This is a genomic window from Mesorhizobium sp. B2-3-14 (genome assembly GCF_006442175.1).
Lineage (GTDB): Bacteria > Pseudomonadota > Alphaproteobacteria > Rhizobiales > Rhizobiaceae > Mesorhizobium > Mesorhizobium australicum.
Genome location: NZ_VFVP01000003.1, coordinates 532,989 through 548,977 on the forward strand (window position 1 = coordinate 532,989; position 15,989 = coordinate 548,977).

Consider the following 15,989-nt stretch of genomic DNA (forward strand, 5'->3'; position numbering starts at 1 on the left):
GGACCGGCAGGCCGGGTGCCCTCAGTCGGCCTTTTTCATGGCGTCGCACGAGACGTTCGGGTTCATGTCGGCGAAGGCGCCGGTCGGGTTTTGCTTCCAGGCCCAGACATGAAGTTCGTAGAAAGGGCCGAGGCCATAGCGGTTGGGAGCGCTGTTGAAGTTGAACAACTGGCCTCCGAGCGAGGCCGGACCCTTCGCGGTGATGTATTCGACGGCCACCAGCTTCAGCGTGCCATCGGACATCGGCTCGTACATCACGGCCTCCGGCTTGGCGAGGTCGATCGCATCGTCCTTCAGATAGGCGCCATTGACGTAATGAATGCCCATGGCGCCGCCAGTGATGCCACTGGCGCAAGGAATCGGCGCATAGCCCTCGGCGGTGGCCGCCGCGACGTTCGCGAAGCGGCTGTTGGCCGCCCGCACCTCGTCGGCAAGCGGATTGCCCTTCCCCGCCGATGCGGCGGTGGAAGCGATCGACGTGATGAACAGCGCGGCAAGGCGCCAGAAATTGACGTTCATTTTGTTCTCCATTGATTGTTGATGATCCGCAGGCGCCCAGGCCGGCCAGCAAGGCCAGGCCTGGCTGCAGACGCCCGCGGTATGGGATTGGCAGTACGGGACGGGTTCGATCCTCGTCCATCCCGTCTAACCGGACCGCGGTCTCATTGGTGCCACCACCAGTATTCCCAGTAGTCCCGCCGCATCTCGTGCTCCGGCAGACCGACGTCCCGTCTCAAATAATCGTCTTGCGGAGGCAGGCGCCCGCGCCGGCCTCGCAATGGCAATAGCAGCGCGGAGACAATCCGCGATGCGAGACCGCGCCGGTGGGGTGCAGGGTCGAACGCCATGCCGGCGGCCGTTTCGGGAGGGAACAACAGGGAAAACCGCCCACTATCATTGCCCAGGACAATTTCACGCTCATGGCTCCATCCTTGCTCCATTGGATCAGCGATAAAAGTAGGGGTCCAGGACCCTCACCTCCGTGATCTTGTCCACCGGCAGGGAATTCTTCTGCGCCGTGCTGCGGATGGCCTCCGGCGAGGGGGCGTCGTAGATGCAGAAACTCTTGCTCTTGTCGGGCGAGACGAAGGACTGCACCCAGGTGACCCCCTTCTCGGCATTGCGCATGATGATGCCGCCAAGCGCCGTTGCGCCGATGTCGTTCATCGGCAGGTTGAGTCCGTCGGGGAATGTCCGTTCGATCAGATAGCGAGGCATGGAATGGCTTCCTTTTACGATTGATTCACGCTCGAAATGAGCGCGGTCGGAGAAAAACCATGGCCTTCGAAAGCGCGCATCGGAGCCTTTCCCCATATTTCGCGGGACGATTCCCTATGTTTTCGACGTTCGATCTTGGAGCCACACTGCGGATACCGAAGCGTGGGTATCCTGGGGGATGGGGCAGACGACGATACTCATGGGCCAGTAACGATGCTTCTGGAGCGGCAGGCGCAACTTGATCAGTTGGAGGAACTGCTCGCGGCGGCGGCGCGCGGTCGCGGCCGCGTGGCGGCATTGCTGGGCGAGGCCGGCGCCGGAAAGACGGCACTCGTCGAGGCGTTCGTAAGCGGTGTTGGGCAGCACGTTTCCATATTCCGCAGCGCCTGCGAGGATCTGTCGATCCCCGATCCGCTGGGACCCCTCTACGATCTGGCCCGGGACGCGCAGTGGGCATTGCCCCGCGCGATCGATGACCGGCAAGGCCAGCGGCTGCCGCTGTTTTCAGACGCTCTCGAGGTTTTCGAGGCGAGGTCTCGGCCGGGCCTGCTGGTCATCGAGGATATGCACTGGGCCGACGACGCGACCCTGGATTTCGTCCGTTTCCTGGGCCGACGCATCGCCAACACGCATATGCTGGTGCTGTTCACGGCACGCACCGACCGCAGCGAAGGGCAGATGCGCGCGCGTCGGGTGCTCGGTGAAATTCCGGCCGCCAACGTCCAGCGTATCGAAGTGCCGCTGCTTAGCGAAGCGGCGGTGTTGTCGCTTGCAGAAGCCGCCAACCGCGACGGCAGCGCAATCTATCGCGCCACCGCGGGCAACGCCTTCTTCGTCACCGAGTTGCTGGCTGCCGAAAGCGAGATGATCCCTCCGGCCAGCGTCCGCGACGCTGTGCTGGCGCGTGCCGAGCGCCTGTCGCCGGGCGGGCGTTCGATGCTCGACGCGGTCTCGGTGTTTCCACGCCGCGCCGATATCTGGGCGCTGCGCGGCCTCTGTGGTGTCGCCAGCGCGGGCCAGCTGGCGGAATGTGTCTCGAACGGCCTGCTCGACGATCTCGGCGATGGCTATGCCTTCCGCCACGAGATCGCCCGTCGTGCCGTCGAGATGGCGCTGACGCCAAGCCATCGGCGCGAATTCAACCAGCGCGCGCTTTCCGCATTGCAGGAAAACGTCGAGGTGGCTACCGCAAGACTTGTGCACCATGCGGTGGAGGCCCAGAATTTGGAAGCGGTGCGCGAGCTTGCCCCGCTCGCGGCGCGCGAGGCTTCCCGCGTCGGCGCGCATCGCGATGCGGCCGGCTATTACGAGGTCGCCCTGCGGCACGCCGACAGCCTGCCCATGGGCGACCGGGCGAGGCTTTACGAAGGCTATGCCTTTGAATGCCATCTGATCGGCCGCATCGATATGGCCATCGAGGCGCAGGGCCAGGCGCGGCGGTTGCAGCAGGCGTTGGGCGACACGCTCAGGGAGGGCGACAGCCTCAGATGCCTGTCGCGCTTCGCCTATCTGGTGGGTGACCGAGAACAGGCGGACCTGTTCGGGGCACAGGCGGTGGAATTGCTGGAACAGGCGCCGGCCAGTCCGGAGCTTGCCATGGCCTATTCCAATCTCTCGCAGCTGGCGATGCTGGCCGAGAAGCTCGACGAGACGCTGCTGCTCGGCTGCAAGGCAGTCGGTTTGGCCGAACGGTTGAACAAGCCGGAGATAGTCTGTCATGCGCTCAACAATCTTGGCTCCGCCGAGCAGTGGCTTGACCTGGCCAAGGGCCGTCTGCACCTCGCCCGCAGCCTTGACATCGCGCTCGGGCAGAATTTCCAGGAGCACGCCGCACGCGGCTTCACCAATTGCGCCTGCGCCGAAATGAATCAGCTCGACCTTGTCCGGGCGCAATCCTTTCTCGACCGGGGCATTGCCTATTGCGTCGAGAATGATCTCGCGACCTGGCGCGACTATATGCGGGGCGTGCAGGCGCAATTGCTTTTGCGACGCGGCCTTTGGGACGATGCGGCCGCGATGGCTCACGACGTCATCGACGATAGTGCGACCACGGCCCTGGTGCGCTACCCATCCTTGGTCGCGCTGGCGAAATTGCGCATAAGACGAGGCGATCCGGCCGCGCCCTTGCTGGACGAAATGAAGCGGTTCCTAGACAAGGGAATGGAGCTGCAGCGGCTGGTCCCCTACACGGCGTCGATGGCCGAACTGGCATGGCTCGGGCAAGGCGACACCGAAGAGGCACTTCGCCTGATCGATCTGGCCGAAAGCCTGTCGCCGACGAGGGCGATGTTCGCCGAGTTGGCCGTCTGGCGGCTGCTCTTGTCACCTGAAAGCGATCCTGGCGACACGACCGGCATGGCGGAGCCCTATCGCCTGCTGCTCACCGGCGACTGGCGTGGTGCCGCGATGCTGTGGGCCCGGCTGGGCGCTCCGTTCGAACGGGCGCTCGCCCTGTTGTACGGCGACGAGCCGGCGCTGCGCCTGGCCCTGGACATATTCGAAGGGCTCGGTGCCCGGCCGGTGGCCCAGCACGTCCGCGCCGTCATGCGGCAGAATGGCGTCCATAACATCGCCAGGGGACCGCGGCAGAGCACACGCGCCAATCACGCTGGCCTGACGCTTCGCCAAATGGAGGTTCTGCACCTGATCGAGCGCGGTTTCTCCAACAAGAGAATCGCCGAGCACCTAACCATCTCACCTAAGACCGTCGATCATCATGTCTCAGCGGTGCTGGGCAAGCTGGACGCCGTTTCGCGCGGCGAGGCAACCGCCGCGGCGCGCGATTCCGGGCTGATCTGACAATATGGGAGCCGCCCCCGGATTAGAAGTCCGGGGAACACCGATCCTGCAGGTCTTTACGCGAAAGTCCCGTGGCAGTGCTTGTATTTCTTGCCGGAGCCGCAGGGGCAGGCTTCGTTGCGGCCGACCTTGCCCCAGGTTGCGGGGTTGTTCGGGTCGCGATCCTCGGGAGCGACGATGGCGGCGCTTTCCTGGCGTACCAGAAGGGCCGTTTCGCCGCCTTCGAAATCATTCTCGCCGGTGGTGCCGTCAATATGCGTGCCGAACATGTCGGGCGCTTCAGGCGGCGGCGCTTCGGCGGCCTGGCGGACCAGTTCGACGCGCATCAGCTGCGCGGTGACGGCCTGGCGCAGATTGCCGAGCATCGCCTGGAACAGCTCGAACGCCTCGCTCTTGTATTCCTGCAGCGGATCGCGCTGGGCGTAGCCGCGGAAGCCGACGACCGAACGCAGATGGTCGAGATTGACGATGTGCTCGCGCCACAGATGGTCGAGCGTCTGCAGCACCACGGAGCGCTCGACATAGTTCATCACCTCGGGACCGAAACGATCGGCGCGTTCTTGTGCGGCGGCGTCGGCGGCTTGAGAGATGCGCTCGCGAATGTCGTCCTCGGCGATGCCCTCTTCCTTCACCCAGTCCTCGATCGGCAGGTCGAGATTGAGAAATTCGGCGACCTCGGCCTTCAGGCCGGCGACGTCCCACTGCTCGGCATAGGCGTTTTCGGGAATGGCCTTGGCGACGATCTCGTCGATGACGCCCGCGCGCATCTCGCCGATGGTCTCCGAAAGGCCCTCGCCGTCCATCAGCTCGATGCGCTGCTCGAACACCACCTTGCGCTGGTCGTTGGAGACGTCGTCATATTTCAACAGGTTCTTGCGGATGTCGAAGTTGCGCGCCTCGACCTTCTTCTGCGCCTTTTCCAGCGCCTTGTTGATCCAGGGATGGATGATGGCCTCGTCTTCCTTGAGGCCGAGCTTCTGCAGCATGCCGTCCATGCGCTCGGAGCCGAAGATGCGCATCAGATCGTCCTGCAGCGACAGGAAGAATTTCGATCGGCCGGGGTCGCCCTGGCGGCCAGAGCGGCCTCTGAGCTGATTGTCGATGCGGCGCGATTCATGGCGCTCGGTGGCAAGCACGTAGAGGCCGCCGGCGGCCAGCGCCTTTTCCTTCAGGCGCTCGACGTCGGCATTGATTTCCTTTTCGCGCGCTTCGCGTTCGGGGCCTTCCGGCATGTCGCCCAGCTCCTCGGCAATGCGCATCTCGGCATTGCCGCCGAGCTTGATGTCGGTGCCGCGGCCGGCCATGTTGGTGGCTATGGTGATGGCGCCGGGCTTGCCCGCCTGGGCGACAATTGCCGCTTCCCGCTCGTGATGGCGGGCGTTGAGAACCTCGAAATCCGTGAAGCCTTCCTTGCGCAGGCGCTCGGCCAACTGCTCGGACTTTTCGATTGAGGTCGTGCCGACCAGTGTCGGCTGACCCTTGGCGCTGGCTTCGCGGATCTCCCTGACGATCGCCTTGTACTTCTCCTCGACCGTCCGGTAGACCTCGTCGTCCTCGTCCTTGCGGATGACCGGCAGGTTGGTCGGGATCTCGGTGACTTCGAGACCGTAGATGTTGCCGAATTCCTCGGCTTCGGTCAGCGCCGTGCCGGTCATGCCGGAAAGCTTCTTGTAGAGGCGGAAGTAGTTCTGGAAGGTGACGGAAGCAAGCGTCTGGTTCTCCGGCTGGATCGCCACGTGTTCCTTGGCTTCAAGCGCCTGGTGCAGGCCTTCCGAATAGCGGCGGCCGGGCATCATGCGGCCGGTGAACTCGTCGATGATGACGATCTCGCCGTTGCGCACGATGTAGTCCTTGTCGCGCTGGAACAGCCGGTGCGCCTTCAGCGCGTTGTTGACGTGGTGGACGATGGCGACGTTCTCGACGTCGTAGAGCGACTCGCCCTTGAGCAGGTCGGCATCGCGCAGCATGTTCTCCAGCTTCTCGGTGCCTTCCTCGGTGAAGATCGAGGTCTTCTGCTTCTCGTCGATCTCATAATCCTGCGGCTGCAGCTGGATGATGAAGGTGTCGATGGTGTTGTACATTTCCGAACGGTCCTCGAGCGGACCGGAAATGATCAGCGGCGTGCGCGCTTCGTCGACCAGAATGGAATCGACCTCGTCGACGATCGCGTAATTGTGACCGCGCTGCACCATCTGGGCGCGCTCGTACTTCATGTTGTCGCGCAGATAGTCGAAGCCGAGCTCATTGTTGGTGGCGTAGGTGACGTCGGAGGCGTAGGCGACGCGACGCTCCTCGTCCGACAGGCCGTGGACGATAACGCCGACCGAGAGGCCGAGGAATTTGTAGACGCGGCCCATCCATTCGGAGTCGCGGGTGGCGAGGTAGTCGTTGACGGTAACGACATGGACGCCGTTGCCGGCGAGCGCGTTGAGATAGACCGGCAGCGTCGCGACCAGGGTCTTGCCCTCGCCGGTGCGCATCTCGGCGATGCCGCCATTGTGCAGCACCATGCCGCCGATCAGCTGGACGTCGAAGGGGCGCATGCCAAGCACGCGGCGCGCGGCCTCGCGGGCGGTTGCGAAGGCTGGGATCAGCAGATCGTCGAGGCTGGCGCCGTTGGCGATATCCTGGCGAAATTTTTCCGTGCGGCCGGCAAGCTCGGCATCGGAGAGCGCCCGCATCTCGTTTTCCATGGCGTTGATCGCCTCGACACGGGGGCGGGTCGATTTGACCCGACGGTCGTTGGAGGAACCGAAAACCTTACGGGCGAGACCGCCGAGACTGACCATCCAATGGTCCTTTCGATAGAATTCTCAATCTTGAGACAGGCGCCGGCCGGCCCCATCACATCCACGTGAACGCACCGCCTGAATACGGGCAAACACAAAAAGCGCCCGGAAAACGGTTCTGGACGCCAAGTCGATGGACAGATAAGAGGGGGCTCAACTGATGTCAACGCCGCGCTGGCCCTGCCGGTCGCGCCAAATTCCGCCACAATCTGGCTGATCTGGAAGCCACCCTCCCTACAATCCCTGACCGGAGTCATCCTTATGTCCTTGTTGTTCAGCCGTGCGTCGCTTGCCAGCCTTGGCCTGGCCCTCGGCCTGTCGGCTCTTTGCTTGTCGCCTGTCACGGCGCAGGAGACCGCTCCCGCTCCGGCCGCCCCCGCCGCGCCGGCGGATGCGGCTGCCCCGGCCGCAGCGCCGGTCGACCCGAATACGGTGATCGCCACCGTCAACGGCCAGCCCTTGACCGAAGCGGATCTGGTGCTTGCCGAAGGCGAGCTGTCGCAGCAGTTCGCGCAGTTGCCGCCCGAGCAGCGCCGCGCCGCGGCACTTTCGGCGGCCATCGAAATCCGCGTCATGGCAGCCAAGGCGGTCACCGACGGTCTCGACAAGGATCCTGACTTCCAGCGCCGCATGGCTTTCCTGCAGCAGCGCGCGCTGCATGGCGAGATGGTCGAGAAGGGTGTGGTCGACAAGGTCACCGACGCCGAGGTTCGCGCCCGCTACGACCAGGAAATCGCCAACACGCCGCCGGTCAACGAGCTGCATGCCCGTCACATCCTCGTGAAGACGAAGGAAGAGGCCGAGGCGATCATCAAGCAGCTCGACGGCGGCGGCGATTTCCAGAAGCTCGCCAACGAGCACACCAGCGATCCCTCGGGCAAGTCCAATGGCGGCGATCTCGGCTGGTTCGGACCTGGCCAGATGGTGCCGGAGTTCGACAAGGCGGCCTTCGCGCTCGAGGTCGGCAAATACACCAAGGAGCCGGTGCAGACGCAGTTCGGCTGGCATGTCATAAAGCTCGAGGACAAGCGCGCCAAGCAGCCGCCGGCCTTCGACGACGTCAAGGACCAGGCCAAGCAGGCGGTCATCCGCGACAAGTATTTCGCGCTGGTCAAGTCGCTTCGCGCCGGCGCCAAGGTCGAGATTCCCGACGCCAATCTGAAGAAGGCCGTCGACACGCTGGAAAGCGCCAAGTAACACACGCAATCAGGAACGGCGCGGCGAGTGATAGCTCGCCGCGCCTATTTTTTGCCGTTCTTTAGCGCTTGGGCGTGACGATGCCTCGCGTGACATAGCCAACAGCGGTTCGTATCGTGGCTTCATCCACGTCGAGACGGTTGGTCAAAAGATGCTTCCAGGCGAAGGACCCGATCAGATCGGCGACCACCTCTGAATCGATATCGTCGGCAATCTCACCCCTTGCCTTGGCGCGGTCCACGATCTGGCTGTTGTGAGTCCGGCGCCCCGTGGCATAGCCGGCGAGCGCCGCGCCGGCGGTCTCGTCCGATTGCGCCTCGGCAATCAGCGACCTGTACACGCTGCCCGAAGGCGTGTCGCGCCAATGCGCGAACAGGTTTTTCAGGAAGCCGACGAGGTCTTCTTCCAAGCTTCCGCTGTCTGGGATGTCGACGCGTTTCTGGCGCTGATAGACTTCGAGCAGCAATGCCGCCTTGCTTGGCCACCAGCGATAGATGGTCGGCTTGCCGGCGCGCGCGCGGCGCGCCACGGCCTCGATCGAGAAGCCGGCATAGCCGCCTTCGACCAGCACTGCCTCGGCCGCCTCCAGAATGGCGTCCGCGCTGTCGGGATTGCGCCGCGCACCGATCGATCTGCGCGCCGTATCCGCCTCCTCGGCCATGCCTGTCGTCCTCGTTTCAATTCGCTGGCAACGATAAGTGATCCCGCCTGCCAATGTGGAAGATCATAGCGCCACGGACCCCGGCGACGCCAACAGATTTGAAATGCAAGCTTGATCCTGAACGGGTTTGCCCTCCGCGGGAGCGACGAAAACGCGCTTGCACCGGCTCGCCGTATCGGGCAAACCGGCCTTCCCTTGCGATTTTCCCGCCCGAGGTCTGAATGTCCACGACGATTTCCCCGCTTGCGCCGAAGAAATACCCCAAAATGCCAGAAATCGAAGGGGTGCGCATCGCCACCGCCGAAGCAGGGATAAAGTACAAGGGCCGCACCGACCTGCTGGCCATGGTGTTCGATGCAGGCACCGCGGTCGCCGGCGTGTTCACCAGGTCGAAATGTCCCTCGGCGCCGGTTGATTTCTGCCGCCAGAACCTTGGCTCGGGCAAGGCGCGGGTGCTGGTCGTCAATTCCGGCAACGCCAACGCCTTCACCGGGCAGAAGGGCCGCGAATCCACCGCTCTGACGGGCGAAGCGGCGGCGAAGGCCGCGGGCTGCACGGCAGGCGAGGTTTTCCTGGCCTCGACCGGCGTCATCGGCGAACCGCTCGACACGGCCAAGTTCAGCCATCTGCTCGCCGGGCTGGTCAGCGACGGCAAGCCGGACCTGTGGACAGAGGCGGCAAAGGCCATCATGACCACGGATACGTATCCGAAAGTGGCGACGGCGACGGTCAAGCTCGGCGACGCCGATGTGACCATCAATGGCATTTCCAAGGGCGCCGGCATGATCGCGCCCGACATGGCGACGATGCTGTCCTTCATCGCCACCGACGCGCCGATCGCGGCTCCTGTCCTGCAGGACCTGTTGTCGCGCGGCACGGCCAAGACGTTCAATGCTGTCACCGTCGACAGCGATACCTCGACCAGCGACACGCTGCTGTTGTTTGCCACCGGCAAGGCGGCAAGGCGCGGCGCGCCCGAGATCACCGATCCCAGGGACGCCCGCCTTGGTCAGTTCCGCCGGGCGCTCGGCAAGGTGCTGAAGTCGCTGGCGTTGCAGGTGGTGCGCGACGGCGAGGGCGCCCGCAAGCAGGTCGAGGTCACCGTCACCGGGGCCAAGTCGGCCCGCTCGGCCAAACGCATCGCGCTGTCGATCGCCAATTCGCCGCTGGTCAAGACGGCGGTCGCCGGCGAGGACGCCAATTGGGGCCGCGTCGTCATGGCCGTCGGCAAGGCCGGCGAGCCCGCGGATCGCGACCGGCTGTCGATCTGGTTCGGCGACAACAGGCTGGCGCATGAGGGTGAGCGCGACCCCAGCTATTCGGAAGAAAAGACCTCGGCCTATATGAAGCGCGACGACATCCGCATCCGCGCCGATATCGGCATCGGCCGCGGCAAGGCGACAGTGTGGACCTGCGATCTCACCAAGGAATATGTCGCCATCAATGGCGACTACCGGAGCTGATCGCCTTGGTTTCGCGTCATCCCGCAAGCATGCTCGCGACCGTGCGCCGCTATGAGGCGGCCGGCTTTCGCGCCTGGCCCGCGGCCGCCGTCCACTATGACGGCACCTGGGTGGTGCGCCTGACCGCCGGTCATCCGGCCAAGCGGCTGAACTCGGTCAATCCGCTCGATCCCGGCGACATCCAGCACATCGCCGACCGCATCGGCCGCGCGAGCCGCCGTTTCGACGCGTACGGCCGGCCGCTGACGTTCCGCATGTCGCCATTGTCGGGTCCCGATCTTGCCAGTCATCTCGACAAGGAGGGCTGGAGCCGGTTCGACGAATCGCTGGTCATGCGGCTGCCGCTGGCCGATGCGCAACTCGACGCCGCCATGGACCAGATCCCGCTCAAGGATATCAGCCGCTTTATCGGCGCATTGCTCAAGGTCAGCGGCTCGGACGTATCGCTGCGGCCGGGCCTGTCGGAGATCATCGGCGCTATCCAGCCTGAAGCCGGGCTGTTCGCACTCGAGGATGGGACGGAGCCGCTGGCGACGCTGATCTGCGTGCATGACGGCGATCTAGCCGGCCTGTTCGAGGTCGCTACCGACAAGGCGGCGCGCAACAAGGGCCACGGCCGCAACCTGATCCTGTCGGCGCTGAAATGGGCGAGGCTGCGCGGCGCGCGGGAAGCCTGGCTGCAGGTCGAGGCCGGCAACGCGCCGGCGCTGGCGCTCTACCGCGCGCTCGGCTTCGAGGAAGTCTATCGCTATCACTACCGCCGGCCCGCTGTTCATGGGTGAAGTCGGGCATGAATGATGTGAAATCCAGCGGCAAGCGCCTGCTTCTGGTCGCCGCTTGCGCGCTGGTCGATGCCGATGGTCGGGTGCTGCTGGCGCAGCGGCCGCAAGGCAAGCAACTCGCCGGCCTGTGGGAGTTTCCCGGCGGCAAGGTCGAGGCCGGCGAGACGCCGGAACAATGCCTTATCCGTGAACTGCAGGAGGAGATCGGTATCGAGACCGAGATCCCATGCCTGGCGCCGCTGACCTTCGCCAGCCATTCCTATGACGACTTCCACTTGCTGATGCCGCTTTTTGTCTGCCGCCGCTTCCGCGGCATCGCCCAGCCAAGGGAAGGGCAGGCGCTGAAATGGGTGCGGCCCAAACAGATGCGCGACTATCCGATGCCGCCGGCCGATGCGCCATTGATCCCCTTCCTGATCGATCTCCTTTGAGGATTTGATTGGACCACCGTCCATATCAGCCAGCGTTAATGGAAGATTTATCTCATCATGAAAAATTGATGCATGGCCGTTTTTTCGTGCGGCCGCCGTCATTTCGCTGGGGAGCGATAGAATGAGCCTGGACAGGGATTGGGATTCGATCCGGCCCGAGCGCGGCTTTCGTGTCGCTGACGCGGGCATGGGCGTCCTGCGCCTCACGCTGCTGTTCGGATCGGCCGCCGTGGCGCTGGCGTTGATCGCGACCCCTTTCCTCGACAGCCAGGCGCGTTCGCAAACGGCCCGCGACGGTTTCCCCGGCCTGGACATGACGGCTACCGGTTCGATCAGCCATCGCAGCACCTATACGGTACGCCGCAGCGTGCTGCAGGCCGATCCGGGAGGCGTCTGCATTATCCGTTCCGATGGCAAAAGCAGTGGAGACTGCTGACAAGGCCAGGACATTTCCGACGGTCGGCGACTTCACCGCCTGTTAAGCCTTTGCCGTTAACCTTTCTTAACAGATCCGCGGTAAAAGTTTTGGCAACGGGGATCGAGGTCATGAAAACAGTGCTGCTGCGTTTTCTGGAGGACGAAAACGGCGCCACGGTCGTCGAATACGGTCTGATCATCGCCGTGCTATCGTTGACGATCATCGGCGGTATCGGCCAGGTCTTCAACTCGCTGACCTGGCTGTTCAGCGACAACTCCAGCAGGCTTGCCAACGCCTTTGCGCAATGAGGCTGGTGCCTGCGAACAGGTCAATGCCCATCAGGTCCCTCCAGTATAGTCTTCAGCGAAACCTTGGCTGAACCGGGTTTCAGCGGCTTTTGCTGCGATGCATCGGGCGCCCAGCCGGACATCCAGACCGTCGAGAAGCTTGCCCTGATACGACCGTCGGGGTCGGAAAAGCGTTCGGCGTAGATTTCCGCGGCGCGGGCAAACAGCTGGCGCGTGCCCGGCCGCCGGCTGCGATCGGCCAGCGCGCTGGTTTCGCCCATGGCACGCAGATCCGCCATCAGGGCAAACAGGTTGGCATAGCGCACCGTCACCGTCTCGACGTCGGCGACCGGCAGCGCGAAACCGGCGCGCTGCAGCAACGCACCGGCATCGCGTACGTCGGTGAACGGGATGACGCGAGGGCTGACGCCGCCGTAGAGCTCTGTCTCGGCGGCAAGCAGGCTTTCGCGCAGTTCCGCAAGCGTGCCGGCGCCTGCGAAGGCGCCGAGGAAAAGTCCGTCCGGCCGCAGCGCGCGACGGATCTGGATCAACATGCCCGGGATGTCGTTCATCGCCTGCAGCGACAAAAGCGATACCACCAGATCAAGACTTTGCGGCTCGAACGGGACGGTCTCCGGCGGTGCAATCAGGCCGGCGGCACCGTTCAGGAAAGCCGCGGCCGTCTCGACACGGGCGAGATCCGCCACCTTGCCGCTCCGCGCAAGGACATCGGCCGCGGCCGATGTCTGGCAAAACAGCACCGCCGCCTTGGCGAACTTTCGCTCGACGGCGCCCAGCCGGTCGGCGAGATCCTCGGCGGCACGGCGCATGAGGAAGTCGGCGCCGTCAACCGGGCGGATGAGCGCGCGCCGCTTGTGCGCCAGCCACAGAGAGGTGTCCATTATAGGCTGCAAGGGATTGATCCTTGTATGTCGGCGCCTTGATGTGATTGGTATTGGTGGCGCCGAGGAACCAATCACGTGGCCGATCCGATGCCCAAGATCAAGTCCGTCGAGATCAGGAAGCTGGCCGGGTCTGCTGCACGGTCGGCTCTGGGCTGGCCGGCGCGCATCCTGTTTCCGCCGGTCTGCGCCGGTTGCCGCCGGCAGGTCTCGCAGCCCGGTGTGTTGTGCGGCGGCTGCTGGCCGAAGCTGCGGCTGCTGGAGCGGCCCTGGTGTCCGGTGATGGGCACGCCGTTCACCCATCACATGGGCGATGGTTTTCTGTCGGCGGAGGCGATCGCGGATCCGCCGCCCTTCGAACGGGCACGGGCCGCGGTCGTCTACTCCGGCGTTGCCCGCCAGATGGTGCAAGGGCTGAAATACCAGGACCGCACGGATCTCGCACCCTGGATGGCGCGCTGGATGGTCCGTGTGGGCGCCGAGCTCATCGCCGACGCGGATGTGGTGGTGCCGGTGCCGCTGCATTGGCGCCGTTTTTTCAGGCGGCGGTTCAACCAGTCGGCGGAACTGGCGCGCGCGGTTTGCGAGCTCAGCGGGCTGCCTTTCTCGCCCTCCGCCATGCGGCGCGTGAAACTCACCCGCCAGCAGGTCGGACTGGAGCGGCAGGAGCGCGAGGAAAACGTACGCGCCGCCTTTCGCGTGCCGGCAGAGGCCGAGATCGAGATTGCCGGCCGCAGGGTGCTTCTGATCGACGATGTCTACACCACCGGCGCCACCGTGCGTGCCGCCACCAAGGCGCTGAAAAGGGGAGGTGCGGCCGCCGTCGACGTGCTCACCTTTGCCCGTGTGTTGCCGGGGGACTTCCGGGCGGACGAGTCCGTGACTATATAAGTCGGCAACGGAAGCGGAATTCGTCATGGTCGATGTCACGATCTATACGCGCATGATGTGCGGCTACTGCACGGCGGCCAAGCGGTTGCTGGAGCGCAAAGGCGTCGCCTATACCGAGCACGACGCTTCCTTCTCCCCGGAACTGCGCCAGGAGATGATGTCGCGGGCTCACGGGCGCACGACCTTTCCGCAGATTTTCATAGGTGACACACATGTCGGTGGCTGCGACGACCTCCATGATCTGGAGGCAGAAGGCCGACTGGACAAACTGCTCGCCAACGGCTCGTCGATTTGAGGGTATGACAATGGGTGTTTTCAAGACGGCGGGTGTTTTCAAGGCGGCGGCAGTGCAGATGCGTTCAGGCGAGAGCCCCGAGCGCAATGCGGCCGATATGGAGCGGCTGGTGCGCGAGGCCGCGGGCCAGGGCGCGACCTATATCCAGACGCCGGAGATGACCGGTGCACTGATCCGCGACAAGGAAGCGCGTGCCGCCTCCTTCACCTCGCAGGACAAGGACATCGTTGTCGCAACCGCGCGGAAGCTCGCCAGTGAGCTTGGCATCTTCCTGCACGTTGGCTCGACCGCCATACTGCGCGCCGACGGCAAGCTCGCCAACCGCGCGCTCCTGTTCGGGCCCGATGGCGCGACGCTCGCCACCTACGACAAGATCCACATGTTCGACGTCGACCTCGATAACGGCGAAAGCTGGCGCGAATCCGCCGCCTATGAGCCGGGGACCGAAGCCGTCGTTATTCCGATCAACGATGCGAAACTAGGCTTTGCCGTCTGCTACGACCTGCGTTTTCCGCAATTGTTCCGTGCCGAAGCGATGGCCGGCGCCGAGGTGCTGACCGTGCCCGCGGCCTTCACCCGCCAGACCGGCGAAGCGCATTGGCATGTGCTGCTCAGGGCACGCGCCATTGAGAACGGCGCCTATGTCGTCGCCGCCGCGCAAGGCGGCCTGCACGAGGACGGCCGCGAGACCTATGGGCATTCGCTGATCGTCGATCCGTGGGGCCGCATCATCGCCGAAGCCGCGCATGACGAGCCAGCGGTGATTGTCGCGGAGATCGACCCGGCGCAGTCGCTTGCCGCGCGCAAGAAGATCCCCAATCTCAGGAATGCGCGGGATTTCACCATCAATACCGGCGAGGGGCCGCGTCTCAGGGGCGCCGCATCTTGATCCGCTTTTCCCTGATCTGCGAAAACGAGCATGAGTTCGAGGGTTGGTTTCGCAGCAATGACGATTTCGACACGCAGAAGAAGCGCGGTTTTGTCGATTGCCCCAGCTGCGGCTCGCACAAGGTCGGGAAGGCGCTGATGGCCCCGGCCGTTTCCACGGCCCGCAAGCAGGAAACCATAGCGCTTGCCATGGGCGAGGCGCAGAAGCAGGCGCTGGCGCAGCTGAAGGCGATGGCCGAGAAGGTGCGCGAAAACGCCGACTATGTCGGCGACAAGTTCGCCGAGGAAGCGCGCAAGATCCATTTCGGCGAAACCGATGCGCGCGGCATCTATGGCGAGGCGACGCTGGAAGAGGCCAAGGGCCTGGCCGAGGACGGTGTCGAGTTCATGCCGATCCCGGTGTTTCCGGGCGACCGGAACTGAGCGATCAGCTCACGCTGCCGATCAACTTTTCCAGCAGGTGCGAAAGCGTTTCCCGTTCGGTCTGTGTCAGGCCGGACAGGATCTGGTGCTCGTTCGCCACATGGGCCGCAACGGCCTCGTCGATCAAGGCGAGCCCCTTTTCGGTCAGCCGCACGACGATGCCGCGCCGATCGTTGGGGTGCGGTGCACGCAGGATCAATCCGGCCTTTTCCAACCGGTCGAGCCGGTTGGTCATGGCGCCGGAGGTCACCATGGTGGCCTCGTAGAGCGCTGTCGGGGTCAGCGCGTAAGGCGAGCCGGAGCGGCGCAGCGTCGCCAATACATCGAACTCTCCCGCCTGCAGTCCAAAACGGGCAAACAGCGGAGCGAGGCGATCGCGTGCTATCAGCGAGGAGACCTCATTCAAGCGCCCGATCACGGCCATCGGCGACACATCCAGGTCCGGCCGTTCCCGCCGCCATTGCTCGATGGCTTTCCCAGCGCGGTCCATCTATCTCACCATAATGTATCTTGACGTTAAGAATCTTTCCATTATCTTATCTCAA

The 15,989-nt window shown here is 64.2% G+C and carries 17 protein-coding genes; 11 read left to right on the forward strand and 6 right to left on the reverse strand.

Annotated features, from left to right (window positions below; genetic code table 11):
* Positions 1–21 precede the first annotated feature (21 nt).
* Both FJ950_RS11475 and FJ950_RS11485 read right to left on the reverse strand, forming a co-directional pair.
* Positions 22–519 carry a hypothetical protein gene (locus FJ950_RS11475; RefSeq protein WP_140616855.1) on the reverse strand — a complete coding sequence of 166 codons (498 nt, stop codon included), beginning with the start codon at positions 517–519 and terminating at the stop codon, positions 22–24.
* 426 nt (positions 520–945) lie between these two features.
* Complete coding sequence (locus tag FJ950_RS11485) at positions 946–1,218, reverse strand: DUF4242 domain-containing protein (protein ID WP_023770749.1); 273 nt, start codon at positions 1,216–1,218, stop codon at positions 946–948.
* Between the two features lie 213 nt (positions 1,219–1,431).
* Here FJ950_RS11485 and FJ950_RS11490 point away from each other — a divergent pair, with 213 nt between their 5' ends.
* Positions 1,432–4,017 (forward strand): AAA family ATPase, encoded by a 2,586-nt coding sequence (locus FJ950_RS11490; RefSeq protein WP_140616857.1) that lies wholly within the window; start codon positions 1,432–1,434, stop codon positions 4,015–4,017.
* A 56-nt stretch (positions 4,018–4,073) separates the two neighbouring features.
* Here FJ950_RS11490 and secA read toward each other — a convergent pair whose 3' ends face one another.
* The gene (secA, locus tag FJ950_RS11495) at positions 4,074–6,806 is read right to left on the reverse strand and encodes a preprotein translocase subunit SecA (protein WP_140616858.1); all 2,733 of its coding nucleotides are present in this window, start codon (positions 6,804–6,806) and stop codon (positions 4,074–4,076) included.
* Between the two features lie 261 nt (positions 6,807–7,067).
* Between secA and FJ950_RS11500 the strand changes: the two genes are divergently transcribed.
* Positions 7,068–8,003, forward strand: a complete 936-nt coding sequence (locus FJ950_RS11500) for a peptidylprolyl isomerase (protein ID WP_140616859.1) — start codon at positions 7,068–7,070, stop codon at positions 8,001–8,003.
* Between the two features lie 61 nt (positions 8,004–8,064).
* Here FJ950_RS11500 and FJ950_RS11505 read toward each other — a convergent pair whose 3' ends face one another.
* Positions 8,065–8,664, reverse strand: coding sequence for a TetR/AcrR family transcriptional regulator (locus tag FJ950_RS11505; RefSeq protein ID WP_140616860.1), 600 nt, complete (start codon positions 8,662–8,664; stop codon positions 8,065–8,067).
* 221 nt (positions 8,665–8,885) lie between these two features.
* On the opposite strand from FJ950_RS11505, the gene argJ reads away from it, so the two are divergent.
* From argJ to FJ950_RS11530, 5 genes are all read left to right on the forward strand, one after another.
* Positions 8,886–10,127, forward strand: a complete 1,242-nt coding sequence (gene argJ / locus FJ950_RS11510) for a bifunctional glutamate N-acetyltransferase/amino-acid acetyltransferase ArgJ (protein ID WP_140616861.1) — start codon at positions 8,886–8,888, stop codon at positions 10,125–10,127.
* Positions 10,128–10,156: 29 nt separating this feature from the next.
* The gene (locus FJ950_RS11515; protein WP_140616904.1) at positions 10,157–10,909 is read left to right on the forward strand and encodes a GNAT family N-acetyltransferase; all 753 of its coding nucleotides are present in this window, start codon (positions 10,157–10,159) and stop codon (positions 10,907–10,909) included.
* A gap of 8 nt (positions 10,910–10,917) precedes the next feature.
* Positions 10,918–11,340: a (deoxy)nucleoside triphosphate pyrophosphohydrolase gene (locus FJ950_RS11520; RefSeq protein ID WP_140616862.1), complete on the forward strand. Its 423-nt coding sequence runs from the start codon at positions 10,918–10,920 to the stop codon at positions 11,338–11,340.
* Positions 11,341–11,461: 121 nt separating this feature from the next.
* Entirely contained in the window at positions 11,462–11,776 is a 315-nt protein-coding gene (locus tag FJ950_RS11525; protein WP_015315589.1) for a hypothetical protein, read from the forward strand.
* Between the two features lie 110 nt (positions 11,777–11,886).
* A complete protein-coding gene (locus FJ950_RS11530) occupies positions 11,887–12,066 on the forward strand; it encodes a Flp family type IVb pilin (protein ID WP_140616863.1) in 180 nt (59 codons plus the stop codon).
* Positions 12,067–12,086: 20 nt separating this feature from the next.
* On the opposite strand, the gene FJ950_RS11535 is transcribed toward FJ950_RS11530, so the two are convergent.
* Entirely contained in the window at positions 12,087–12,959 is an 873-nt protein-coding gene (locus FJ950_RS11535) for a methyltransferase domain-containing protein (RefSeq protein ID WP_140616864.1), read from the reverse strand.
* 66 nt (positions 12,960–13,025) lie between these two features.
* Between FJ950_RS11535 and FJ950_RS11540 the strand changes: the two genes are divergently transcribed.
* Genes FJ950_RS11540 through FJ950_RS11555 form a run of 4 tightly spaced genes read left to right on the forward strand, consistent with a single transcriptional unit; the run spans position 13,026 to position 15,444 of the window.
* Complete coding sequence (locus tag FJ950_RS11540) at positions 13,026–13,838, forward strand: ComF family protein (RefSeq protein ID WP_015315592.1); 813 nt, start codon at positions 13,026–13,028, stop codon at positions 13,836–13,838.
* Positions 13,839–13,863: 25 nt separating this feature from the next.
* On the forward strand, positions 13,864–14,133 hold the full coding sequence (gene grxC / locus FJ950_RS11545) for a glutaredoxin 3 (protein ID WP_127280365.1): 270 nt from the start codon (positions 13,864–13,866) through the stop codon (positions 14,131–14,133).
* 10 nt (positions 14,134–14,143) lie between these two features.
* The gene (locus tag FJ950_RS11550; RefSeq protein WP_140616865.1) at positions 14,144–15,022 is read left to right on the forward strand and encodes a carbon-nitrogen hydrolase family protein; all 879 of its coding nucleotides are present in this window, start codon (positions 14,144–14,146) and stop codon (positions 15,020–15,022) included.
* The gene (locus FJ950_RS11555) at positions 15,019–15,444 is read left to right on the forward strand and encodes a DUF1178 family protein (protein ID WP_140616866.1); all 426 of its coding nucleotides are present in this window, start codon (positions 15,019–15,021) and stop codon (positions 15,442–15,444) included. The genes FJ950_RS11550 and FJ950_RS11555 overlap by 4 nt, the downstream gene beginning before the upstream one ends.
* A gap of 4 nt (positions 15,445–15,448) precedes the next feature.
* Here the strand turns inward: FJ950_RS11555 and FJ950_RS11560 are convergent, their stop codons facing one another.
* Complete coding sequence (locus tag FJ950_RS11560) at positions 15,449–15,934, reverse strand: MarR family transcriptional regulator (RefSeq protein WP_140616867.1); 486 nt, start codon at positions 15,932–15,934, stop codon at positions 15,449–15,451.
* Positions 15,935–15,989: the final 55 nt, after the last annotated feature.

Excerpts from the sequence above, each read along its gene's own strand:
- argJ (WP_140616861.1), top strand. The coding sequence starts at position 8,886 with ATGTCCACGACGATTTCCCCGCTTGCGCCGAAGAAATACCCCAAAATG.
- FJ950_RS11500 (WP_140616859.1), top strand. The coding sequence starts at position 7,068 with ATGTCCTTGTTGTTCAGCCGTGCGTCGCTTGCCAGCCTTGGCCTGGCC.
- FJ950_RS11505 (WP_140616860.1), bottom strand. The coding sequence starts at position 8,664 with ATGGCCGAGGAGGCGGATACGGCGCGCAGATCGATCGGTGCGCGGCGC.
- FJ950_RS11485 (WP_023770749.1), bottom strand. The coding sequence starts at position 1,218 with ATGCCTCGCTATCTGATCGAACGGACATTCCCCGACGGACTCAACCTG.
- FJ950_RS11525 (WP_015315589.1), top strand. The coding sequence starts at position 11,462 with ATGAGCCTGGACAGGGATTGGGATTCGATCCGGCCCGAGCGCGGCTTT.
- secA (WP_140616858.1), bottom strand. The coding sequence starts at position 6,806 with ATGGTCAGTCTCGGCGGTCTCGCCCGTAAGGTTTTCGGTTCCTCCAAC.
- FJ950_RS11560 (WP_140616867.1), bottom strand. The coding sequence starts at position 15,934 with ATGGACCGCGCTGGGAAAGCCATCGAGCAATGGCGGCGGGAACGGCCG.
- FJ950_RS11550 (WP_140616865.1), top strand. The coding sequence starts at position 14,144 with ATGGGTGTTTTCAAGACGGCGGGTGTTTTCAAGGCGGCGGCAGTGCAG.
- FJ950_RS11490 (WP_140616857.1), top strand. The coding sequence starts at position 1,432 with ATGCTTCTGGAGCGGCAGGCGCAACTTGATCAGTTGGAGGAACTGCTC.
- FJ950_RS11515 (WP_140616904.1), top strand. The coding sequence starts at position 10,157 with ATGCTCGCGACCGTGCGCCGCTATGAGGCGGCCGGCTTTCGCGCCTGG.
- grxC (WP_127280365.1), top strand. The coding sequence starts at position 13,864 with ATGGTCGATGTCACGATCTATACGCGCATGATGTGCGGCTACTGCACG.
- FJ950_RS11475 (WP_140616855.1), bottom strand. The coding sequence starts at position 519 with ATGAACGTCAATTTCTGGCGCCTTGCCGCGCTGTTCATCACGTCGATC.
- FJ950_RS11520 (WP_140616862.1), top strand. The coding sequence starts at position 10,918 with ATGAATGATGTGAAATCCAGCGGCAAGCGCCTGCTTCTGGTCGCCGCT.
- FJ950_RS11530 (WP_140616863.1), top strand. The coding sequence starts at position 11,887 with ATGAAAACAGTGCTGCTGCGTTTTCTGGAGGACGAAAACGGCGCCACG.